Below are 24,442 nucleotides of genomic sequence, written 5' to 3'. Positions count from 1 at the left end.
CTGCTCCGTACGCCTGTAAAAAGCCACGACGACCCTTCTAATAAGAAATGATCGTCATGGCTTTTGCAAACTCTTCATACAAATGTTCATTGCGGTAGCGATTAAACCCGGGGTCGTGTTTTCGTAATAGCGTGCGTAACTTCATGGGATGATAACTATCGATCAAGTGATTTTTTCGTACAAACTCCCTCGTCAATTGCCATTCATAATAATAGCCAAAAGGACGGCAACTATAGCGGGTACCATGAATGATTTTATCTTCAAAACGACGATGGGTATGTCCAAAAACAACCTGTTTGATATTATCGTATTGATCTAATAGTTGTCCAAAAGAAGCGGAACCTAAAAAAGCATTTAAGTTGTTCCAGCGTTCGTATGGAGCGTTCTGATAAACAATAAAGTCTTTTTTAGGAACGAAATGCGTCGCTAAAATGACGTCCAGTTTTTTGGCTTCTAACTGGTCTAGTAACTTTTTCATTGCTATCAGAACTCGAGCGTTGACTTCAATGTCACTTCCCTCTCGTTTAATAAAACGATCATACCAGTAAAGGTTCTTCATACGCAGAATTTGTTTATTTTCTTTTAACTCTGAGAATTGATAATCATACCAACCATTCATCCCAAGTAGGACTGTCTGCTTATTCAACGCCAGATATCGTTCATTTAAAAAGTGAGAATCCGGGAAATGATTCATCATTTCTTCTCCCTCAACATCTGCCAATTCATGGTTCCCAAAGTTGAACGTTGTAGGAATTCCTTTTTTGGCAAAAAATTCAACAACTGCTTGGCAAAGATCGACTTTATTCGCCACATCTCCTGCTAAGTGAAGCCGTGTGATCCCTTTGTCTGTGAGAACCTTCCACAAAATCAGCCATTCTTGTTCATTAAACTGATTGATATCTACATGTAAATCGCTGATAATTGCCAAGTTTCCCATACGCTTACCTTCTGTCTCCTATTTTCTACTCGTGATGTATGATTTGAAGATTACCTTTTAGTAATCCACTGGGGCCTTTTAACTGTAAACTCTTATAAGTCGGTTCAACTGCAATTGTCGTCGGATCATCTAGATACATCAATGCACTTTTTTTGATGTAGATTGGTCCAACAGCTGTTTCTACTTTGACAGAGTATAAACTCAAATCTTTTGTTGTCTCTTTCTTTACGAGAATCAAACGAAAGGATGTATCAATCTGACAAGTTACTCGACTGTCGGCAAAAGGACCATCTCCGTCTTCAATATCAAGTAATAACTGTTCATCTTCATTTTGTTGTGCTAATAATTTTTCTTTTGCTTCATCTGTTAGTAATAATTCCATTCTTATCACCTCAAACTTAGCTTAATGATTTTACAACTCAGATGCAACTAACTTGTTTATGCTACACCTTTATCAACTTCTACCTGCTTGCCATTCTTGTCGTGTCAATCCTCGCAAGACAACTGAAACGATTTTTCCTTTGAAACGCCTTGCATCAGGGATGATTCCTTCTTTTTTCATCCCAAGTTTTTCCATTACACGCCCCGACTTAGGGTTTTCTGCATCGTGATAAGCAAAGATCCGAACCAAGTTTAACTCTTCAAATCCTAATTTTATCAATGCTTGACTCGCTTCTGGAACAAATCCTCTTCCCCAATAGTTCTTATTCAGTGCATATCCGATCTCTGCGTTATCTTCATTTTCTTGTACTCTTAAATCAATTGTCCCGATGAATTGTTGATTTTCTTTTAATTCAATACCGTACTTCCCTAAAGGTGCTGACATAAAATAATTAGCGATGCTGTTTTTCGTATCTTCAACGGATTGATGTGTTGGAAATACAAACCGTGTCGTTTCTTCATCATGAGCATAGTCATACATGTCTTTTGCATCATTTAATGTAACGGGGCGTAAAATCAAGCGCTCTGTTTCAATACGTTGATGTTGCGCAAAAACCAAATTTCGATTGATCAATTGTTCCATCGCTATCCTCACCTTTTGCTTTTTCGTTTTCTTAACTGTAGCGAAATTTGTTATAACTTTCAACTACTTCCGTCGAAAGAATTCTTAAACCTGCCTAAAATAAAGGACTGGAAAGTTCAAAATAAAAAATCCTTAATCATTGCTTGAAAAAGAATAATTTTTTGTTCACGTTTTATTAACATCTTTTCGTTATCGTTGAAATAACCAATAAATACAATGGATATCGGAGGAGTTCCTATGAGAGAATATACGAAAAAAATCTATTTTATTGAAGAAACCCAAAATATTGAAGGATCTTATATTGAAGTAAAAACCTTATTTGTCAACGAGGATAAAGAACAAGCCCTCACGACATTTAAACAATTATCAAAAAAACTAATGCCTTCTTTTGGCTTGGTACTAGGTGAGTATAAAATCAAAGCCGGAAAAAGTTATTTTTCCCAATTGTTAAAACGGTGGGCACATTTACCAGCTGAATTTTATCGTACAATGAAGATTCTGAATTACCAAACATTAGCTGAAACGAAAATGTGAAAAAGTTAAGTTTTATTTATGATTCGTTTAGTATCCTTATCAACACCATAGGAGGCGAACGAGATGATAAAAAAATTTTTCACACGATTATTTACCCAGCATCAACCTAGAATTAATCCTTATGAAGTCGAAAATGAATTTATGTTGAAGACAGACTTCCCTAAATGCTACTAATAGCTTGCTTTATAACCAAAAGAGAGACTGACAGATTATTTTCTGACAGTCTCATTTTTTCTCCTATTTAAATCTTCTAAATATATATATCTATATACAAATCCATAACCATTAATCTTCCTTAAAAAAAAATGTACTTTTATTAAACAAGCTTATGTTCTAGAAAAGTATTTCTCTTGCTTTACAACATATGATTGTAACGAAGGCTTAGTTCTTTGTTGTCTAGGTAAGGTAAGAATATCTCCCATTTTTTTTAATTGAGGTATAGAAGGTGGCATTTGTTCATTGTTGATTCCTACAATACGAGAATCTTTTTTAAATTCTTCAACAATTTTATTCCGTTTATAAAGCCTCCAATTTCTTTTATAAATATTGTTATATCTTCTTTTTAAAACTATGTATTTTATTTTTTTATATATATTATTTTTTCTTTGACTTCGTATTTTTTCTAATTTCATCATCTTCTGTTGTAATTTTACATTTTTTGGATGATTTTTTCGCTTCAGATAATAATTGTTAAAAATATAGTCAAAAGACTTATTTTGTTCATGTTGATTACTTTTCAAAGCCTTAAGAAATCGTTTTCTCATCTCTAAAGTTGAATTAGGGCAAGTGTTCCATTTCGGTCTCAATGTTGGTTTAGAATTAGAATATGACAGAATACTTTTTTGACAGTTAAAAAGAGCTACTTTAAGTGTAGATTCTACCTCGCTAACAATGCAGTTTCCAACATTTTGAGGTGACATATCAACGTTAAGCCTAGAAACACACTTTTTTGTTGATATGTGAACTAATTTCTTTAATTCTTCGAAAGGTTGTATCGTTGGTAGAGAAAACTTATTACTTAAATAAAGTACATGATTAAGCTGGTCTATTCTTTCAGCATAGATGGTTACAAGTCCAACAGGAAATTGATGATTAAACTGTTTCGCTTTATCAACCATTACTACGTCATAACAATTTCCCTGTTTATATATTATTAATCCAGAACAATGTCCTTTACCAGCATAAAGAGGATAGGCAAGTGGTACAATCAAAAATGACGTAGGATCATTTGTTTTAAGACTTTCTAGTATTTGTAACGATGCAGCAGTACTTGGTGCATTACAAAAATCTAGTGTTTTTGTTAATGACGAAAGAATGTGTTCTTTCCTATTTTCATCAATAAAGAACCCATCAGTATCCTGTTCAATCATTTTTTTGTAGGTAGAAAGTAGCATCACTTCGTCCTCTGTGCCAGTATCACCGTCTCTCTTGTGCTCTGTGACAGCATCTTCCATTCTATAGTATAAGTTGGTATTAGGTTTTAACCCTAAGGTCAGGGCTAAAAGCTCATAACGACGTTGATAATCATCCATATAATTCAATTCCTTTCTATGTAGAGATTAAGATGAATAATTTAAAAAACTTTATTCGATTCATTAGTGGGAGTTGCTAACAAATATAGCATAGTTGAAGATATAATATTCATTAATTTTTTCCTCAAGAAAGAAATAGTTGTTCTAAGCTTACATAAATGTGAGCACATCCCGTTATGACTATAAAAAAGATTACTCCACCATCTATAGAATCTAATATTTTTTTATATATAAAGAAAATGAGACCGATAACAATCGTCCCATCTCGTTTTTACTTTATTTCAAGGCTTGAGCAACATCTTCAATCATTAATTTCATGGATTCTAAGCCTCCACCACTTAGATACCAAACGTCTGGCTGTAGCGAAATCACTTTATGATGTTTACCTGCATCCGTTTGTGCAATCAACTCATTCGCAGCGACATTATCCTTACTGTCATCGCCACCGATCGCTTTCGTACGATCTACCACAAAAAGAATACCAGGATTTTTGTCTAATACATATTCATAAGAGACGCTTTGTCCATGAGTAGAAGCTTCAATATGTTCATCTGCTTGTTTAAAACCAAAGACATCATGAACAAGTCCGAAGCGTGATCCTGAACCATAGGCGGATAATTGTCCTTCATTGACTAACGTCACTAACGCAGTTTGATCAAGATTACTTGTTTTTTCTTTTATCTCATTGATTTTTTTAGTTAAATCGGTAAGTCCTGCCTCGGCTTGATCTTCTCGATCAAAAATCTTTCCTAAGGTTTGAACATTTTGTTGTATCGATTCCCATGGCTTGCTTGAATCAACAGCTAAATATAAAGTAGGCGCAATTTTGTTTAATTCCTCTTGATAATCGCTTTGTCTCCCTGAGATAATGATCAAATCAGGTTGCATTTGGTTGATTTTTTCTAAATCAGGTTCTTTAAGTCCGCCTGCGGAATCCACTTCTTTATATTTTGCCAAATAGTCTGGTAAATTCTTAGAGGCCGCACCAACGACTTTATCCCCCACTCCTAATGCATCCAAAGTATCTAAAGAACCATTATCAAAGACGACGACTTTTTGAGGTTTTTGTTTAACTTCAATTTTCTCACCATTACTGTCTTTTACGGTCAAAGAAGATTGAACTTCTCCGCCACTGGTTTTCGTATTTGTCGTAGTACTTCCCGCATTGCTACCACATGCTGCTAACGCTACTGTTGCTACTAATAAAAAACTGACAACTAATTTTTTCATTCCGATTCTCCTTCTGCTATTTTAAAAATAAAGACAGAATCTGCGTCCTTCAATCTCGCAAACTCGAATGTCCATTTCATATAATTCATCTAAGATGTTCTTTTGGATAATTTCATTGGTGGCTCCTTGAATAAACAGTTCCCCATTTTTCATGGCAATGATCTCATCCGCATAGCTTGCTGCAAAATTGATATCATGAAGCACAATAATGATCGTTTTCCCTAAATCTCGAACTAAGTGTTGTAAAATTTGCATGATCTGAACAGCAAAATTCATATCCAAATTATTTAACGGTTCATCAAGTAAGATATAATCAGTATCTTGGGCTAACACCATCGCTATATAAGCTCGTTGTAATTGCCCTCCCGAAAGCGTATGAATCATCTGGTTTTTTAAGGAGGTTAAACCTAAGTGTTGCAAAGATTCCGCCACGATTAGTTGATCTTTTGTAGTCAACTTGCCTTTCGTATAAGGAAAGCGCCCAAATTCTACCAGTTCTTCCACTGTGATTTGCATACTAATGCCATTTGATTGGCGTAAAATGGCTAATTTTTGAGCTAATTCTTTTGATCGCCAGGCTTTCACTTCGTTATGATCAAGATAGATTTCCCCAGTATCTTTCGCAATCAAACGACTAATCATGGATAAAACCGTTGATTTACCAGCACCATTGGGACCAATAAAAGCCGTTAATCTTTGTTCATGGATTGATACATCGACGTCTTTGACTACCCGTTTGTCATGGTAACTTTTATTGACCTTTTTTAAATCGATCATCCAATTGTCTTCCTTTCTCGAATCAGTTTGATCATAAAGTACAGTCCTCCTGAAAATTCTACGATGACACTGACAGTGGTATTCCATTTAAAAATTTGTTCAACCAGCAGTTGTCCCCCCACCAAAAACAGTAACGCAACCAAAAAACTACCTAAAAACAACTCTCGATGCCGATAAGTCGCAAATAATCGATAACTAACATTCGCTACAATAAAACCTAAAAAAGTTAATGGTCCTACTAATGCCGTTGCTGTCCCTGTTAAAAGACTGACACCGCACAGGATTAAAAATTGAAATCGCTCTGTATCGATTCCTAAATTGATTGCCTGCTCTTGCCCTAGATGAAAAACATCTAAATAACGACTTTTATAAAACAAAAAGAGCCATGTACCACTAATCAATATAGTTGCTGGTACTAGATAATGACTAGGGATGTTCCCAAAACTAGCAAATAATTTTCCTTGTAATAAATCATATTCGTTTGGGTCCATCACCACTTGTAGAAATGTACTCACACTACTGAACAAAGTCCCTAAGATGACACCAGTCATCAAAAGCAAAAACAAGTTCGTTTGCCCTCTCTTCAGTAAAAAGAAAAAGAGTAATTGACTCAGACCTACCATTAACGCAATATTTGTCAAAAAAAAGCCAGTCCCTGTTTGCTGAAGCATGGTCACACCCCCAACGATAAAGAAAAGGACCGTTTGAACTAAGACATAGAGAGAATCTAGTCCTAATACTGAGGGTGTCAAAAACTGATTTTGGGTAATTGTCTGAAAACTGATCGTGGCACTACTGGTGGCTAACGCAACCAGTAAAAAAGCAACGATTTTTTTACTCCGTAAGGCCCAAGCAAATTGCCAATTTCCATAAGTGTTGATCGTTAAATAGCTCATAATCACTAAGAGGACAAGAAGCAACAGTCCAATGAATACGCCCCTTTTTTTAAGCATATTTTTTCCTCCTAACCAACAAATAGAGAAAAATAATAGCCCCGAAGATTCCCACGATCACACTTACTGGGATTTCGTAAGGATAGATCACCAAGCGAGCAACGATATCACAAAAAAGTAAGAAAACACTTCCCAACAATGCAGTAATACCAATTGTTTTATGTACTTGATCTCCATATAAACGAGCTGTGATATTTGGAATGATTACCCCTAAAAATGGAATACTTCCCACCATGATCAAAACAATCGCACTAGCCAAAGAAACGAGACCGATCCCTAGTAACTGCATTTTTTTATAGTCAATCCCTAAATTGACCGCAAATGACTCCCCCAATCCAACAATCGTAAATCGATAAGCAAAGAAAGAAATAACGATTAATAATGGAACGGTTACATAAAGCAATTCATAATTTCCACGTATAATCGTGGCAAAATTCCCCTGTAACCAAGAAGACATATTTTGGATCAATTGAAATTGATAGGCAAAAAAAGTGGCAATGGAGCCGATGATATTACCTAACATGACACCGATCAATGGTAACATCAGTTGATTCTTTTGAGGTAACGTTTGTGCCAAAAAAAGAAATAAAAGTGTCCCACCAAAAGCAAACAAAAAAGCGGTAAATGAACGTAAAAGCAACGGTGCATTTGGTAAAAAAAGCATCACCACTAAAATACCCAATCTTGCACTATCCATCGTTCCAGCTGTGGTAGGCGAAACAAATTTATTTTGCGTCAAATGTTGCATGATCAAGCCACAAATACTGCTAGTTGCTCCTGCAAGGATCAGGCAAACCGTTCGTGGCAGACGAGTGGCAAGAAACAATTGCGTGCTTTGTCCTTTGAATTGAAGCAAATCAATTACTTGAATCGTTGAGACACCAATAAATAATGAGCTGATAGTCAGTAAACCTAACAACCCTATGAGCCAACCGTAGCGCATCAAACCCCTCCTGTAATTGATAATGATTCTCATTCTTATTTTAAGTGAACAGATGAACAAAAGCAACCGCTTTTTTTCCTTTCAAACTTCAATTGTTTGTATGTTATACTTTTATTAGCTATACAATGAAAAGGAGGATATTTTGATGTCAAAAGATGATGTACAAAGCCACTTAGATAAGGGGATGTATGGTACACCATTAGTTAATCCGGAGGAACAACATAAATATATGGGGACATTCCGTGAACGTTGCTATTTAAGTATGACTGTAGCTGAGATGAAAGATCCTATAAACAAAGAAAACTTTCTCAAAGAAATCGAAAAACAACCCGATGTTACGGTTCTTCTGAATGGCTCGCTACCTTTAACGATCCAGAATCAATATATCCAACTTGCTACCAAACAAAATGTACGCTTTACGATCGTTAATGATTATGTATCTGATGATCCCAATAGCTTTGGTTTATTAGTCGCTGCTAAAGAAGCGGTCAACGAGCCAGTCATTGATGTAGAAAAGAAATATCCCAAACAAGAGTCTCTTTCTCCAAAAGAACAGCCGAAGAAAAAAAGCTTTTGGGAACGACTATTTTAAGCTTATGCTGACTGTCATATTCCCCATAAAAGGCATGATACTCAAAACAATCTCTAAAAAAGAGAAGATACTAAAATTGACAAGCAATTTAAGTATCTTCTCTTTTTTTGGCGTTGAACACTATTTTCAATCTACAACATACCTCATTCAGTAAAAAATCTTTCACCTATGTTATCCCATAGCTAATTTCTTTTGATCTTCATAACTATTCAATCAATTTTAAGGGGCATTAACTAAATTCCATTCAACGTGCCCCGTATAATTTCCGGGTTGTGCTACCTTTGCATCAGTGATTTTGAGCGAGACATTTCCTAAATCATAATTATAGACAGAGGTATGAATTGCTTGAGTAGCTTTCATTATAACGGTTGGGCTATCCGTTTTTATTTCTGGTGAAATAGTACCTTGGACTTCACTACCACAATCAACCAAGTCCGTACTAGGATTAAATGGCGCATTTCCATCATTGATATTTTTCTTCACGATACCTTGGTTAGTTAGGACGATCGAGCTTGTTGGAATCTCCTGAGCGCTATCCCAAACAAGTTGCGCTTGTAGTGACCAACTATTATTAGTTTGACTCTCATCACATACACCGACATCAAAAGAAGTTTGTTTAATAAATGGAATATATTGCTCTCCTGATTCTTTTAATGGTGTTTCAAGAAAGCTAAATTTCTTAGGGATATAAGAAAGTCCAAATGAACTTGTTGTTCCCGGTCTCATATTGTCTGAAGGAGATGGCATTTCTGGTAATGGTGACCAGATGGCTTGATAAGTCGTATTGAGTAAGTCTGTCACCTGATTTCCACTGCCCCCTTCTTTTATGTTCCAGCCGATAAAAATGCTATTTGGTTTCTCAGCGACTAGAGTAGCTTTGAATTGATCAAGTGTTGCCATTTGTAGTTTAGGATCGGTAGGAGAAACCGCAACAGATTGGAAATAGTGTTTTGTTATACTATTATCTTCAAACGTTCCCCCGTTGGCATCAAAAGTAGGACCAGCGATTATCCGATTATTTGAAAGATAATTATAATTCAATAGTTTATTATCTTTGGCAATAACTAATAGTGGAGTCTTGTTGTCTGTAGTAAAGATATTAGTAGTATCAGTGACATTCGTCAGATCAAATTGTCTTAAATCTAATAAGTTTAACTCATTCATGCCAAGAAACATGCTGTTCATAATCTTTACTTTTTCGGTTTGAAAAGAGCTCAAATCTAATTTTTTTACACTAGATAAATAAGAAAACATATGATCCATATTTACTACTTGACGAACATCCCAATTTGCTAGTTCTAATTCTTGTAATTTTCGATCTGCATTGAACATATAATTCATATCTATAATATGGGAAGTATCCCAACCACTCAGATTTGCTTTAGTTAAAAGGGGATCATTAGCAAACATCGCTCCTGTGTTTGTCACTGTACTAACATCCAATCCCGTCAAATCTACTTCCTTTAAATTCGACCAAAATTGAAAAGCATGTCTTAAATCTGTCGTTTGAATTGGTACTTTATTCCCCGAAGCAATTTTAAAACTGGTAATCGATTTATAATTAGGGAAAACTGCAGTGTTGATATTGTTCAAAATAGTCGGCTTTCCATTGATTACTGTAGGCACAACGATTTCTTGGCTCTTTCCAATGTATTTCGTTAAAAGATAACGATCCTTTTGTGGCGTCAACTGATATTGCCATTCCGATACAGTACCGGTTGCTGCTGTAACAGAGGAAGTTATTTGATCTACAGGCGATGTCGCTACATAACTTCCCTCAATAGAATGTTCATTCATTAGGTCTTTTAAAATGACACTGTTTGCTAGTTGTTCTTGCAATTGATTCTGCAATGAAACTGGCCAATGACTTAAATCTAAATTTTTTAATGCGTGACAATTAGTGACGAATCCTTTGACACTTTTAATCATGGTTGTCTTCCAATTGTTGATTCCCTCAATTTTTGTTAACTGTGGACAATCATTAAACATATCACTCAAATCTTCTGGCATTTCATTTTCTAAGATTGTCACTTGTGTTAAATTCGGACAATTCATAAACATACCTGATAGATTAGTCGCATCAAGTTTGTTGATCTTTACAGATTGTAATTGCGCACAGTTTTTAAACATTTCACTTGTATTAGTCACTTGACTAAAATCAGTCTGCCCAAAATCAACATTTCTAAGTGTTTGATTTCTAAAAAATACTTGTGACAAGTTGACACTATTTCCCTGATCACTAGCAATACAAGGGGCGAAAGGAAGATCAGCAGATACCGTCAAAGAATGCACTTCATTTTTGTTGATATCTCTCAAAAATTGTGGAGATAAGATTAGTTTTTTTATATTTGGTTGAATAGCATCTAAAAATGAAGAATTAATCACGATGGCTGGGACTTGGGTATTGTCTGACAATCCTGACAGCGTTAGTTCTGAATCATTCAATAGATAGTTGATGTGTTGATAGACTCCCTGATGAATTCCTCCCGTTGGCGATTCTACTACTTGCTTCAAGTCGTTGTTTTCAACGGCAGTCGCTGTTTGCTCTGTTTGGCTATCTGCAAAGCCTGATTGTCCATAATAAACCATATTTCCTAACAAAATCATCATGATCGAAACATATTTTATTTTTCTCAAATCAGTCAGCTCCTCTTCACTTATAATTGTTTCGCCACAACGAAAAAGTAACCAATACCTAATAAGATGAAACAAATTGAAGTAATAAGAATTAGTGTATTAAGATAAAGAATCGTTTTATTTTCTTCTCCTATAATCACTCTTTTATAATTCATTAAAAATAGGTAAATGGCTAAGCCCATGAAGAGAATACCCGTTGAAATAATAAAAATCGGTATCGTATACATAATTGTTCACTCCTTCCAATCAAATAAATATAAGACTTATACTTATTTGATTCCTCCTTTGAAAGTATGTTATTTCTGTTCATAAAGTAAATCATTCATACTCCTATTTTTTCTAAAAATGGATATAAACGAAAAATAGAATGAGTACTCATTAATTTTTCTTATATCTTATAATGAGATAACTGATGCCAGCTACATTGACTAAAAAGAGAATGATCCAACTAATTTGGAGCCATTGAGGAACAACAACGTGATAAAGCGACTGTTCATTGATATCATTAGCCGTTGTTGGATTGATCGTAAATTCTTTGCTAAATAACCATTCCTTGCCACCTGCCTTAACTGAACCAGTAAAAACATATGTCCCTGCTTTTAGTTCATCCTTTTTCCAATCAAATTGAAAAGGATAGACTGAATAAGGTGCAATATTTACATTTGTTTTTTGTTGCTCTTTGATGACTTTATCTGTATTTTTTTCAAGAATTTTACCTGCAACAGTTGCTTGATCAAATATATAAGGGTTAGGATTTAAAATATCTGCTTGAATGATTTTTCTTCCATTTGATAAAATCGGAGCGACTTTTTCTAAAGTAACAGAAATAGGTTGATTCATTTTGGTTTTTGCATTGTTGGTTAAAACTACTCCTAATGTGTAGTTATACGTATTTTCGATTGATACTTCTTTTTTCTGGTCTTTTGGTGTTTTTTCAGCTTTCTCAGAAACCACGATTCCTCCGACGACCACACCGGGAAATTTTTCTTTGGGTAATGTAACCGTAAGAGAGGTCTTTACTTCACTCTTTGCTGGTACTTTGACTTCTGACTGTGTCGCTTTGACGATCGAAGTCAATGGTAATTTCAAATCTTTGTTGTCTTTTATCGTACCTGTATAATCTAACAAACCATTCACATTGGTATTTGCGTTTGTAACTTTAATCGTTAATAGTTTCTCCTGATTTGAACTATTGATCAATTTAACACCCAATTGATCTTGTGTACCTGGTTGCTCACATAGATAAAAATAGCCTAAATTAGTATCAATTTGATGTATATTGGGAATACGTTCGATCGTATAGCCTCCCATTATTTCTTCTGCTTGAACATCCAACGTACCAATAAACATAAACATAAGAAATAAGATGATTGATTGCACTTTTTTTAACAATACCGTTCTTCCTTCCTTTTTTTGATTATCAGCAGCTCTTTGATCAAAAGCTTGGTCTGCCAATAATCAAAAAAAGGAAAAGAGTAAGTCCTTTCCCTTCTTAAGGTAATTATGGAGCAACCGATAGATTCCATTCGACATGTCCTGTATGTGTCCCTGCTGGCGTAGTTTTTGTATTTGCTATTTTAAGAGACACTTGTCCTAATCCATAATCATAGGTGTCATTATGCACAAATCCCTGTGTTCCTGACATCAATAAAACTTGAGCATCTGATGTAATCTCAACATTTGGCACAGCAGTAACTGAACCAGCTGGAGCGTCCACTAACTGACCATTTCCAGTATTGACCTTCGCATTAGTTCCAGTATGGGCAGTTTGAATCGACATTCCTTTTTCTCCATTATCCCAAACAACTTGTGCTTTTAAAGACCATCCCATAGTTTCCCGAGTTTTGTCTTTGACCCCGACATCAAATGTGCCAGAATTTTGTGGCATGGTCACAGGGATCGTCTGAGAGCCAGTTTCCAATAATTTTGTTGACGGGATTGTAAAAGTACCTGGTTCATAAGCAATCCCAAAAGCAACCGTAGGATTATTTGATTTATTCCCTGGATCAGATGAGCTGGCAGGATCTTTCGTATTACTTGGTGGCGTTGGATTACTCCCACCATTCGTTGGTAATTCAAGTGGCGCACTGATCGGTGTTTCAGCTGTTGCTGGACTCGGAGTCGTAGTTGTGCTTGCTGCGTATACCCTTGGATTATTAATTAATAAAAAAGAAGCCAACAAGCCAGTGCTGATTAAAAAAGTACTTTTTTTCATTTATTTCACTCACTTTCTTTTTTCACACATTGGGTATTTTTATACTGTCCTGATTGAACAAAAAAAGCGTATCATTAAACTAGATTCAGTTTTTTTTTGTTTTTTTTTGATTTCACACTTATTCTTAAAAAAATTAAAAAACAAATCACTAAGAAAAACAGATGACACTAACTTTTTACATATGACTTTTAAAAATAAATCGTGTACTTAGCAACCCGATGCATAAAAAAAAACCCATAGAATCCAGAAAATAACACCCTTATTTTCTGGATTCTATAGGTTATTTTTTAGCTAGTGAGTTTTGCCATAATGTGATTAATTTTGAGTCAGGATATTAAGTTCAGGATACAATAAATTCAATACATCTAAAGTCAATCTTCTCCCTTTACCTGCAAATGGGTACACGTGCATATGCATCGCTGGATTAAAGTTAGCTTCGATAATCCCATAAGCAGTAGCGCTGTTTTCCGGTGCTACCTCTTTGTCCGGAATAATCAAATCGATTCCACTAATTTTTGCGCCTAAAGCTTCAACTGCAGAAACAGCTATCTGCTTATAACTTTCAGAAAATTCGTCTGTGACATCAATCGAATCGCCACCTGTACTAATATTAGAATTTTCTCGTAGATAAACAACCTGATCTTTCTGGGGAACAGAAGAAACGGTAAGCCCTTGTTCTTTTAACATCAGTTGCTCTAATTCTCCTAATTGAATTAGCTCTAAAGGTGCTCGATGATTTGTGCCTCTTAAAGGATCAAGATTCTTTTCAGCGACCAATTCAGCAACTGTACGTTGTCCATCTCCAACGACATTAGCAGGTTTACGAAGCATGATTGCTTTGACTCTACCATCAATCACAAAGAAGCGATATTCCGTGCCTGGCATAAATTCTTCTACTAAAATCGAACGATCTTCGCTAAAGGCAATCGCAAGTCCTGCTTGATAGTCCTCTAAATCAGCACCATCTTTAAAAATCGTGATGCCTAGTCCATAGTTCGTTGATTTAGGTTTAATGACAAATGCTTTGTTTGCGAATCTTGGATAGGCTTTGACTGCTTCCTCCATTGTCGTAAACTCGGCTCCGTTTGGCACACGATAGCCGGCTTCTCTCAAGACTTTTTTAGTGACCGTTTTATTTTCCATGATCAAGGGAACGATATAGCTATCTTTACTTGTCATATTTGCATTTTTCACGTATTCAATATGATCGTGATGCTGTAACCGCAAAAATTGATCAGATTCGTCAATCACTTTCACTTCAATACCTTTTTGGATCGCATCAAATAACAAGATTTGCGTAGACAACTCCATCTCTCTAAATCCTGCGAGTTGATACGGACGTTCATGCGCTTTTTGATAGTAAGAAAGACCCAAAGAGGTAGCAAACTGATGTTGACTACTTTCTTTTGCTGCTTGATAGATTGTTCCTGCTAGTGTTTCACTTGGACGTTCCAGTTCTTCTAACATTTTTTCAATCAATGGTAGTGCCTCTAGTTGCTCAAGTTCGAGCGCCATTTTCTTCATATCAGTTAAAAGATAACGGCCTTCCTCGATAAACTCGGTTTGATTTAGAGGATGTTCAAGAGAGACGATTTCATTTTTTCTAGTTCCTTCTTCTACCCATTGATCAGCTGCTTCTTTTTCTTCCGTCCATAACATATAAGTTAAAAATAACTGTAAGAAACGAACTTGTTCTTGATCAATTCCTAAACGTGCATTGGGATTTAAATCGATATTTCTTAATTCGATATAACGCACACCCGTTTTAGCTAAATCTGCTACCCGTTTACCACCACGAAAACGAAGTGGCGTATAAAATTCTTTTTCTTCTGATAGTTTTCCTTCTTCAACCATCTTTTCAATGTCGAACAAATATTGCTCCATTGAAGCATACGAAACTTTGACATTTGGATGATTCGTATAACCATACGAACTATTCCGAATACTTCGAACTGGCTCATTAGGAGCTGGTTTATCAATGAAATAGTTTGCTTCACTTAATGGTGATGCCCCATAAAAATAGGTAATCAACCACCGATAGCGCAGAAAATTGCGCGCAGTTTTCAAATATAGCTCTGTTTTAAAAGCAGCAAACTCCGAAAACTCTGTTTGTTGCACAAACAACGATCGAAGCAAATCATCTCCAAATTCAAAATTAAAATGGATACCACTAACCATTTGCTTTCTTTTCCCATATTCTTTAGCTAAATAGCGGCGATATAACACATCTTCAAAATTTGCTAATTTTGCAATCATGATGTCTTCATCTTTTGCTGGCAATGCTGGTGGCATACTTAAAGGCCAGATCATTTCATTTTCAGGAATTGAGCGAGCAGCAACATCATAAATGGCTGACATATATTGGAAAAGCTCATGGATCGAATCGGTGACTGGTGTAATTAATTCAATTTGTGTTTCACTAAAGTCTGTCTGTATATATGGATGAAACGTACGATCGCCAAAAACACTTGGATGATCAGTACGTGTTAGATCTCCTGTAAGGTTCACTCGCTGTCCTTCTCGTTCCACACCAAAACGTGCTTGATCGATAAATGGACGTGAACTAGGATGTTTTAGTAATTGTTTAAAATTCATGTTGATTATCCTCCAGTTCGTATGCCTCTAATTATAGTAAAAAATAGCCAGAAAAAGAATGAAATTGTTTCAAAATATAAAAAAAGCCTGTCCAATTTTATGTACGCTTACTTCGTCGGTTGGGTTGGTTCACTCCCATACCTTACTAATACCATCATTATATGTAGAATTACCGTTACCTTTCTATAAGAAAAAGCATCTAGCTAAAAAGATTCAATTTTTTAGCTAAATGCTCTTCTTGCTGATAAAAAGAATAACTGCTTACTCTTCTTTCAACAATCCTTTAAATAAACCAATAACAAAATCATTAGGTTCAAATGGTTCAAGATCATCGATTCCTTCGCCAAGCCCTACCAATTTCACCGGTAAGTGAAGTTCATTACGGATGGCTAACACGATCCCACCTTTGGCTGTACCATCTAGTTTGGTTAAAACGAGCCCAGTGACATCAGTTGTTTCTTTAAATTGTTTTGCTTGTACCATTGCATTTTGACCAGTAGTCGCATCTAGTACAAGTAATGTTTCATGAGGTGCATCTGGTAATTCTCGTTGAATGACACGTTTGATTTTTTCCAACTCATTCATCAAGTTGACTTTGTTTTGTAAACGTCCAGCTGTATCTACTAACAACACATCTGCCTGTTCACTTTTCGCACGTTCCATCGCATCATACACAACTGCTGCTGGGTCGCCACCAGCATTTCCCCGAACCACTTCGACACCAGCACGTTCGCCCCAAACCACTAATTGGTCAATCGCACCTGCTCGGAAAGTATCGGCTGCTGCCAGCAGCACTTTTTTCCCTTCATTTTTGTATTGGTGGGCTAGTTTTCCGATACTGGTTGTTTTTCCAACACCGTTTACCCCGACAAACAAAATAACTGTTAATCCTTCTTCTTGTAGATTTAATTCATTAACTTCGTTGATTCCTTCTTGTTCATATAAATCCACTAATTTTTCAATGATTGCATTTTGGATCTCAGCTGGTTTCTTTGCGTTTCTCAGTTTTACTTCTTGACGCAACGCTTCAGAAATCTGAATAGCCGTATCAAACCCAACATCCGCACCAATCAGTGTTTCTTCTAATTCTTCAAAAAAGTCTTCGTCTACTGTCCGAAAATTAGCAAACAATTCATTCATTCGTTCGCCAAATGTTTTTCTGGTTTTTTCTAACCCTTTATCATATTTCTCTTGTACTTCGACTTCTTCTGGTTCTTGTTGTTCACCAGTAAAAGCACGCTTGATTTTATCAAAAAAGCCCATACGATCCCCCCTAATCTAAAACAAATTTTTCGATAACTTTGGCTACACCATGTTCTAAGTTACTTGACGTAACATAATTCGCTGCTTCTTTAACAAATGGGACGGCATTTGCCATGGCAACACCCATTCCAGCGTATTCAATCATCGGCAAATCGTTTTCTTCATCCCCAATTGCCATGATCTCAGCTGGTTCTAAACCTAAATCTTTTGCTAGTAAAGAAATACCATAAGCTTTTGTCACACCTTTTGGCATAAATTCTAAAAGCATACTGCGGGTCTTGATGATTTCATAACGTTCATGAAATTCGGCTGGTATTTCTTTGATCTTAGGATCTAATTCCGCTTGCGGATAGGCAATAACTGCTTTATTCAACACAAACTCGTCTGTCAGATCTGCTAAATTTGCCGGTTGAAACTGCAATAATTTATTTAATGTGTTGTATAAAGATTTCTTCCCTGGTGCAGTCGGTAATTGTAAAACCACATGATCTGATAATACATCTAAGGGCAATGCCAATTTTTGCGCAAGATCATATAAACGATGGATATCAGCAACTTCCATCACTTTTTTCTCAATGATTTCTCCTGTATCATTTTTTTGAACAAGACCACCATTGAAGGTGATGCTATAATCCCCTTCGTCCACTAATCCTAACTCTTGCAAATAATGAGCCATTGCTGCTAAGGGACGACCAGTACATAAAACGATCTTAACACCTTTTTCTTTTGCTTTCGCTAAAGCTTGCTTATTCTCATCTGAAATTTGTTTTTCTTCATTCAATAATGTACCGTCTAAGTCGATCGCAATTAATTTAATCATTTATTTCCTTACACCTTCGTTTCCATTTTTCCTTCTTCATTGATATCTTCCATACGGACAGACACAATTTTTGAAACACCTGATTCTTGCATGGTTACTCCATATAAAACATCGGCAGCTACCATGGTACCTTTTCGGTGTGTGACCACGATGAATTGAGTGTCATCTTGGAAATCACTTAAATAACGTCCGAATCTTTTCACATTTGCTTCATCTAACGCAGCTTCTACTTCGTCTAAAATACAAAATGGAACAGGACAAACTCGGATGATTGAAAACAGCAAGGCGATAGCAGTTAATGCTCTTTCTCCGCCAGAAAGCAAGCTCAGACTTTGTAATTTCTTGCCCGGTGGTTGCACTTCGATTTCGATCCCTGTTTTTAATAGATCCGATGGGTCAGTCAATACCAATTCTGCGCGACCGCCACCAAACATATTAGGAAAGACTACTTTAAACTCTTGCCTGATTGCTTCAAAGACTTCTTTAAAGCGAGCCCGTACTTCAGCATCCATTTCTTCCATTGTTTCAAACAATTGGTTCTTTGCAGATAACAAATCATCACGTTGTGTGGCTAAAAACGTATGTCGTTCATTCACTTGCTCAAATTGCTCAATCGAACGGATATTCACTGGTCCAAGGTCTGCGATCTGCTCTTTTAAGACTGCTACTTTCGTGCGACTACTTACAATATCGGAAGTTGGCTGGTAATCAGTGACAGCTTTTTCAAAGCTGATTTGGTATTCCGTTTGCAAATAGCTCAGCTGATGATCCAACAACATTTCTGCACGGTCTTTTTGCACTTCCAGTTTCGATTGTTCTGTTAGCTGTTGCTTTTGTTGTTGGTTTTTTTCAGCAAGTACTGTTTCAAGCTGATCGATTTCTTTTTGCGTACGTTCTCGTTGTTCCTTCACTGCCACTAGTTCTGCTTGCAGTTCTTCACGCTGTTGCGCAAGTTCCGTGATTTGGCTCGCTAAACTTTCTTCAGTGATTTCATGATCAGAAAAATCTGCAGTCAATGTTGCTAATTGTTGCTCTAAACTTGTCTGACGTTCAAGTGCTTCATTTTTTTGAACACGTGCTCCACGTAATTGGATCTGTAAATGATTGAATTGCTCTTTCAAGACAGCTAAATCTGCTTGTTCCTGTGCTTTTCGTGCTTGGACTTGTGATCGTTTTTCTTCCATTTGATCACTTTCTTGGTTCAGTGATTTGATCTCTTCATCGATTTGTTGTCGTTGTTGTTCGATTTCCTTTTGTCTTGCCGTTAACTCTGCTTGTTGTTTTTGATATGTTTCGATGAATTGTTGCAATTCTCTCGTTTCAAAGTTTGAGAGTTGCTTTTCTTTTTCAAAGCGTGCTAAGTCATTCGTGATATTTTGCAGTTGATTCGTTATTTCCTGCTCTTCAAACCGCAATTGTTCATTTTGCGTACGCAATTTTTCTTGTTTTTGGCTCAAGTCAGCGACTTTGGTTTGCAGTTCTTGAACAATTTTTTCTTGATTTTGCAACTGCTGATCTGCTTGTTCATATTCAGCTGTCAGCTGTTTCAATTCTTGATTTTGAGAGAAGAGACTGCCTTGATTTCCCCGTTTATTTGCTCCACCCGTCATGGAACCACCAGCATTCATCACGTCTCCTTCCAGAGACACTACTCGGTATTGGTATCGTATGGTCTGAGCAATAGCATTGGCACTAGTTAGATCCTTCGCTAATAAGATCGTTCCCAATAAATTGTGGACCACGGTTTGAATTTCTGTAGGGAATGTCACCTGTTCACTTGCGATACCTAAAAACCCATCTACCGCTGCTGCTTGCGAAAGAACGTGCGCAGGTAACTGTCTAGGTTTAATCGTTGTTAACGGTAAAAAGGTCGCTCTACCCCCTCTTTGCTTTTTCAAATAAGTGATTGCTTGACGTGCATCGTGTTCGTTTTCAACAATGACGTGTTGCGCTGCTCCGCCTAGAGCTGTTTCGATTGCAAGTGTAAAAGAGCTAGGTACATCAATCAACTCAGCGACTGCACCTACGATACCAGATAATTGTTGTTTATGTTGTAAAACTAACCGAACGCCCTGGTAGAAACCAAAATAGTTTTCTTGGATTTCTTGTAAACTTTTTTGGCGTGCCTTTAATTGTTGGACTTGGTTCATCAATTGGTACATTTTAGGTTGTTCATTGGTTAATTTAGTTTGTACTGTTTTCCCTTTTGTTTGAACTTCTTCCAACTCATGTTGGTTCTTAACTAAAGCTTGTTGAAGATTTGCTTGTTTTTCAGATAGTTCCTGTTTTTGAGAGGATAACGCCAAGACAGAGGCTTCTACTTCTGATTGCTTCGCTAATGTTTGTTTACTTTTGGACGTTTCTTGTAAATATTGACGTTCAAGATATTTCAATTCATTTCCGACATTCGCTTGTTCTTGCATCAAATCAACATATTGATCTCGTAATTCAGATAATAATTCCTTCGTTGATTTTTGATATTTTTCCAATTCTTGTTGTGTCTTCATCAACTGTTGTTGTGCTTCTTGGATTTCTGTTTCTTTTTCAGTTGTTTCTTTTGTCAATTTTTCCTGAAGTTCCTCAAAATGCGCTACTTTCTTTTGCGCCTCGGCCAAAGAAGCCTGATATTCTTGCGTACTCTTTTGTGTATGCTTTGTCCGCTCTATTAAAACATCTTTTTGCCCTTCTGCTTGTTTTAATCTTTCAGACAATGCCAACAGACTTTGTTGCCCTTTTTCAATTTGACGGTCTTTTTTGGCGTTTTGCTTTCTTTTTTCTGATAGCACAGCTTCTTGCGATTGGATATGTGTCGCTAATTTTGTCAGCTCTTGATTGAATTGTGTCAGCTGAGTTTGTTTTTCTTCCCACTCTTTTTTCGCTACGTTGATCTCTGTAATCATCAACGCTATATCCGTTTGGGTTAATTCTTCTTTTAACTGCAAAAATTTCTTAGCGATTTCACTTTGCTCAGCTAGAGGTGTTAATTGCTCTTGCAACTCGTAAATAATGTCTTGCACTCGACTAAGATTATCTTCTGTTTCAAATAACTTTTGTTCCGCTTTTTTCTTGCGTTGTTTATATTTTAATACACCTGCTGCTTCTTCAAATATTCCCCGACGGTCTTCTGGCTTACTACTAAAAATTGCTTCTACTTTCCCTTGTGAAATGATCGAAAACGATTCTTTTCCTAAACCTGAATCTAAGAACAGTTCTTGGATGTCTTTCAATCGACAAGGTTGTTTATTGATAAAAAAATCACTTTCGCCTGTTCGTCGATAGCGACGAGTCACGCTGATTTCTTGATAATCCAATGGTAAATAATGATCGGTATTATCCAAAAGTACTGTAACTTCTGCCACATTCAAAGGCTTACGAGAGTCTGAACCAGCGAAAATAATATCGGGCATTTTCCCACCTCGAAGGCTCTTAGCAGATTGCTCGCCTAAAACCCAGCGGATTGCTTCAGTGATATTACTTTTGCCACTCCCATTTGGTCCAACGACGGCTGTCACACTATTTTCAAAATCAATCACTGTTTTATCTGCAAAGGATTTAAATCCAGCTATTTCAATTCGTTTTAAATACACGAAGCGTTCCCTCACTTACTTTTACAGTGCTGCCAGTGCATTTTCTGCAGCAGCTTGTTCTGCTAGTTTTTTCGATTTTCCTTGTCCAGTCCCAATCAACTTGTCATCTACATAGACTTCGATCCAAAAAATCCGTTCATGTGCCGGACCTTCCTCTTTTATTAATCGGTATTCAATAAATACATCACCTGATTTTTGCAACACTTCTTGCAACTTCGTTTTATGATCCATCTCATGTGAAAAAGCACCTGCTTTGACTTTTGGAAAGACAACTGTTTGAAGAAAGGCATGGGCTGCTTCAAACCCTTGATCAAGGTACAAAGCACCTAGAAAGGCTTCAAATAAGTCACAAAGAAGAGCTGGTCTGGTTCTTCCCCCAGAATTTTCTTCTCCTTTACCTAACATGATATATTTATCAAATCCACATTCTTTGGCAAACTTGGATAAACTATCTTCACGAACGATCGCCGCACGTGTCTTTGTTAGTTTACCTTCTGGGATATCTGGATATAAACGATATAAATATTCTGAAACCATTAATTCTAATACGGCATCTCCTAAAAATTCTAATCGTTCGTTATCTGATAGTTGAAGGTTGCGATGCTCATTCACATAGGATGAATGGGTAAAAGCTTGTTCAAGTAGATTGAGATCGTGAAAAACGATAGTATACTTTTCTTTTAATTCATTTGTCAGCTGATTGTCCATTTTTCACATTCCTTTATGGATATTTTTTCAATACTTCCTTATTATACTGGTTTTTGTCTAAATTTGAAATGGTTCCGACAAAAGGTAAGTAAAGGTTTAATAAACCTCAAGGATCCAATGATTTTTTCGATTAAAGAATTTATTAGCTGATCATTTGATTGATTTTATAAATAGTATTCAAAAATTGCCAGCTATACGAAAAGACCTCCCAAACCGTTTCCGTGTTTGGGAGGTCTTTCTCATTGCCAGATTCATTCATTACTTTCGCTAAACGGCATGTATGTCCTTATTTTAAGAACGTGATTCTGCTGTTACCGTTACTTTCGCCCATGGATTTGGTGCATCATATGACCAATCCCAATCTTTAGTACGATCGCTCACTGGTAGTACTTCATTACGGAACAATGTTGGAATTGCGAAAGCTTCTTCAAATGCATATGCTTGCCATTTTTTATATGCTTCTTTTTGGTAATCTGCATCAAATGCTTCACTTGAATTGATATCATTGATCAATTTCGTATTTTCTTCTGATTCAAAACGAGTGTAGTTGAATGCTGCATTTGGTCCCCATAGTCCGTTTGGATTTGGATCAGTTCCTGTACTCCAAGCTGCTTGATATACATCAATTTCAGGATCGTCATTTTCTAATTTATCGTAGAATGAGTTAAATTCGATTAAACGTCCAGTCGTGTATTTCACATCTAAGCCGATTTTTTTCCATTGTTGCACATAGTAATCAGATAATGGTTGCGCTGTTTCGCCACCTGACATTGAAGCAAAGTTGATCGTTAATTTATTTCCGTCTTTATCTTCACGTAACCCATCACCATCTACATCTTTATAGCCAGCATCATCTAATAATTTGTTTGCTTTATCGATATCTTGCGTAAATCCTTTTAAATCGTCATCGTGGAATGATTCAAATACAGGAGGAATCAATGAAGTAGCATTGCTTCTTAACCCTGCATAGAAACGTTCCCCTACTGCATCGTTATCTAATGCATAACCCATTGCTTGTCGCAATGATTTATCTGCCATTTTAGAATTTGGATCGTATTCAACACTGCTCTTTTCAGCATTCCATTTACCTAATTTGAAGCCTAAGTAAGTGTATGATGTTTGTTCACGTCCTAAGTTTGTGTAACCTGAGACATCTTTATATGTGTCATACGTATCTGTAGGCATTTGGAAAATCATGTCATAAAGTTTTGAGTTCAAAGCTTCTGTTGCACTAGCAATCGGCAATGATTTCATCGTGATTTTTTTCAATTGTGGTTTGCCATTCCAGTAATATTCATTTGGTAGATACTCTACTGATTCTCCTGCAACGATATTACTCATGTAATATGGACCAAAAGTCACTGGATTTTTACGTACTTGATCACTTGATTCCATGTCTTTGATTGCTACACCTTCAAGTGTGTGTTTTGGAGCTGCATATGCCCAAATCCCACCACCTGATTGAAGCATACTTGGTTCCACTTTTTTATATTCGATTTCAACTGTCTTATTGTCCACTTTTTTGATACCTGAGATTGTCGGAGCGCTACCGCTATGGTATTCTTCCATCCCAACGATGTTTCGGAAGTTATCATCATAACGGATACCTGTATAATCCTTGTTACCGATAATTTCATAAGGGAAAATCACGTCATCTGCGGTTACATCTTTACCATCTGACCATTTTACATTGTCTTTTACTTTGATCGTTGCTTTTTTCGTCTCTTGGTCTAAATCTAAACTCGCTGCACCATCATTTGTGATCTTGAAGTCCGCATCATTTGTAAATAGTGCTTCATGAGAAGGTGCCATAAATGCTGCATCGTAAGAATCTTGATAAAATTCCCATTGGAACAATCCTTTGAATTGACTATCGGTTGCTACTGCAGCCTCCAATTCGCCATCTTTTATTGCATCTTTATCATTTTTCGTTGAGATTGGAAATGTTAATTCCTTCTTCTCACCGTTATTTGCTGAACTCCCAGAAGAGTTAGAACCTCCGCCGCTTCCACAAGCAGCTAATGCCATTACTGAAAAAAGTGTAACAACGCCTAAAATTGATTTCTTCATTCCTTATTTCCCCCTTTGCTTTCTT

At 36.4% G+C, this 24,442-nt stretch carries 20 protein-coding genes; 2 read left to right on the top strand and 18 right to left on the bottom strand.

Annotated elements, in window-relative coordinates; genetic code table 11:
- Nucleotides 1-37: 37 nt before the first annotated feature.
- The 3 genes from IGJ23_RS00655 to IGJ23_RS00645 form a co-directional block, all read right to left on the bottom strand.
- On the bottom strand, nucleotides 38-937 hold the full coding sequence (locus IGJ23_RS00655) for a metallophosphoesterase (RefSeq protein ID WP_207431803.1): 900 nt from the start codon (nucleotides 935-937) through the stop codon (nucleotides 38-40).
- 25 nt (nucleotides 938-962) lie between these two features.
- On the bottom strand, nucleotides 963-1,319 hold the full coding sequence (locus tag IGJ23_RS00650; RefSeq protein WP_010736822.1) for an iron-sulfur cluster biosynthesis family protein: 357 nt from the start codon (nucleotides 1,317-1,319) through the stop codon (nucleotides 963-965).
- A gap of 72 nt (nucleotides 1,320-1,391) precedes the next feature.
- On the bottom strand, nucleotides 1,392-1,961 hold the full coding sequence (locus tag IGJ23_RS00645; protein ID WP_010720398.1) for a GNAT family N-acetyltransferase: 570 nt from the start codon (nucleotides 1,959-1,961) through the stop codon (nucleotides 1,392-1,394).
- A gap of 237 nt (nucleotides 1,962-2,198) precedes the next feature.
- Between IGJ23_RS00645 and IGJ23_RS00640 the strand changes: the two genes are divergently transcribed.
- Nucleotides 2,199-2,495 carry a hypothetical protein gene (locus IGJ23_RS00640; protein ID WP_010736821.1) on the top strand — a complete coding sequence of 99 codons (297 nt, stop codon included), beginning with the start codon at nucleotides 2,199-2,201 and terminating at the stop codon, nucleotides 2,493-2,495.
- A gap of 326 nt (nucleotides 2,496-2,821) precedes the next feature.
- Here IGJ23_RS00640 and IGJ23_RS00635 read toward each other — a convergent pair whose 3' ends face one another.
- The 5 genes from IGJ23_RS00635 to IGJ23_RS00615 form a co-directional block, all read right to left on the bottom strand.
- Entirely contained in the window at nucleotides 2,822-4,027 is a 1,206-nt protein-coding gene (locus IGJ23_RS00635; RefSeq protein ID WP_438774516.1) for a hypothetical protein, read from the bottom strand.
- Nucleotides 4,028-4,303: 276 nt separating this feature from the next.
- A complete protein-coding gene (locus tag IGJ23_RS00630) occupies nucleotides 4,304-5,257 on the bottom strand; it encodes a siderophore ABC transporter substrate-binding protein (RefSeq protein WP_178286969.1) in 954 nt (317 codons plus the stop codon).
- Between the two features lie 21 nt (nucleotides 5,258-5,278).
- A complete protein-coding gene (locus tag IGJ23_RS00625; RefSeq protein ID WP_096709751.1) occupies nucleotides 5,279-6,034 on the bottom strand; it encodes an iron ABC transporter ATP-binding protein in 756 nt (251 codons plus the stop codon).
- Nucleotides 6,031-6,987 (bottom strand): iron chelate uptake ABC transporter family permease subunit, encoded by a 957-nt coding sequence (locus tag IGJ23_RS00620; RefSeq protein WP_178286973.1) that lies wholly within the window; start codon nucleotides 6,985-6,987, stop codon nucleotides 6,031-6,033. Before IGJ23_RS00620 ends, IGJ23_RS00625 begins: the two co-directional genes overlap by 4 nt.
- Entirely contained in the window at nucleotides 6,980-7,930 is a 951-nt protein-coding gene (locus IGJ23_RS00615) for an ABC transporter permease (protein ID WP_010736816.1), read from the bottom strand. The genes IGJ23_RS00620 and IGJ23_RS00615 overlap by 8 nt, the downstream gene beginning before the upstream one ends.
- Nucleotides 7,931-8,075: 145 nt before the next feature.
- On the opposite strand from IGJ23_RS00615, the gene IGJ23_RS00610 reads away from it, so the two are divergent.
- Nucleotides 8,076-8,522, top strand: a complete 447-nt coding sequence (locus tag IGJ23_RS00610) for a YueI family protein (protein WP_010720405.1) — start codon at nucleotides 8,076-8,078, stop codon at nucleotides 8,520-8,522.
- Nucleotides 8,523-8,741: 219 nt separating this feature from the next.
- Here IGJ23_RS00610 and IGJ23_RS00605 read toward each other — a convergent pair whose 3' ends face one another.
- From IGJ23_RS00605 to IGJ23_RS00560, 10 genes are all read right to left on the bottom strand, one after another.
- A complete protein-coding gene (locus tag IGJ23_RS00605; protein ID WP_063626409.1) occupies nucleotides 8,742-11,159 on the bottom strand; it encodes a BspA family leucine-rich repeat surface protein in 2,418 nt (805 codons plus the stop codon).
- Between the two features lie 20 nt (nucleotides 11,160-11,179).
- Complete coding sequence (locus IGJ23_RS00600; protein ID WP_034698647.1) at nucleotides 11,180-11,386, bottom strand: hypothetical protein; 207 nt, start codon at nucleotides 11,384-11,386, stop codon at nucleotides 11,180-11,182.
- Between the two features lie 151 nt (nucleotides 11,387-11,537).
- Nucleotides 11,538-12,551: a DUF3324 domain-containing protein gene (locus IGJ23_RS00595; protein ID WP_063627681.1), complete on the bottom strand. Its 1,014-nt coding sequence runs from the start codon at nucleotides 12,549-12,551 to the stop codon at nucleotides 11,538-11,540.
- Between the two features lie 109 nt (nucleotides 12,552-12,660).
- Complete coding sequence (locus IGJ23_RS00590; RefSeq protein ID WP_181914749.1) at nucleotides 12,661-13,374, bottom strand: hypothetical protein; 714 nt, start codon at nucleotides 13,372-13,374, stop codon at nucleotides 12,661-12,663.
- 315 nt (nucleotides 13,375-13,689) lie between these two features.
- The gene (gshAB, locus tag IGJ23_RS00585) at nucleotides 13,690-15,969 is read right to left on the bottom strand and encodes a bifunctional glutamate--cysteine ligase GshA/glutathione synthetase GshB (RefSeq protein WP_438774515.1); all 2,280 of its coding nucleotides are present in this window, start codon (nucleotides 15,967-15,969) and stop codon (nucleotides 13,690-13,692) included.
- 261 nt (nucleotides 15,970-16,230) lie between these two features.
- A complete protein-coding gene (ftsY, locus tag IGJ23_RS00580; RefSeq protein ID WP_010720411.1) occupies nucleotides 16,231-17,232 on the bottom strand; it encodes a signal recognition particle-docking protein FtsY in 1,002 nt (333 codons plus the stop codon).
- Nucleotides 17,233-17,242: 10 nt separating this feature from the next.
- Nucleotides 17,243-18,052 carry a Cof-type HAD-IIB family hydrolase gene (locus tag IGJ23_RS00575; protein ID WP_063626406.1) on the bottom strand — a complete coding sequence of 270 codons (810 nt, stop codon included), beginning with the start codon at nucleotides 18,050-18,052 and terminating at the stop codon, nucleotides 17,243-17,245.
- A gap of 8 nt (nucleotides 18,053-18,060) precedes the next feature.
- On the bottom strand, nucleotides 18,061-21,639 hold the full coding sequence (gene smc, locus IGJ23_RS00570; protein WP_438774514.1) for a chromosome segregation protein SMC: 3,579 nt from the start codon (nucleotides 21,637-21,639) through the stop codon (nucleotides 18,061-18,063).
- A 21-nt stretch (nucleotides 21,640-21,660) separates the two neighbouring features.
- Nucleotides 21,661-22,347 (bottom strand): ribonuclease III, encoded by a 687-nt coding sequence (gene rnc / locus IGJ23_RS00565; protein WP_010720414.1) that lies wholly within the window; start codon nucleotides 22,345-22,347, stop codon nucleotides 21,661-21,663.
- Nucleotides 22,348-22,638: 291 nt separating this feature from the next.
- Entirely contained in the window at nucleotides 22,639-24,417 is a 1,779-nt protein-coding gene (locus IGJ23_RS00560) for an oligopeptide ABC transporter substrate-binding protein (RefSeq protein ID WP_010720415.1), read from the bottom strand.
- Between the last annotated feature and the right edge of the window lie 25 nt (nucleotides 24,418-24,442).

The sequence above is a fragment of the Enterococcus sp. DIV1682a genome (assembly GCF_051711005.1).
Classification (GTDB): domain Bacteria; phylum Bacillota; class Bacilli; order Lactobacillales; family Enterococcaceae; genus Enterococcus_B; species Enterococcus_B hirae.
This window is presented reverse-complemented; position numbering and strand designations above follow the sequence as displayed.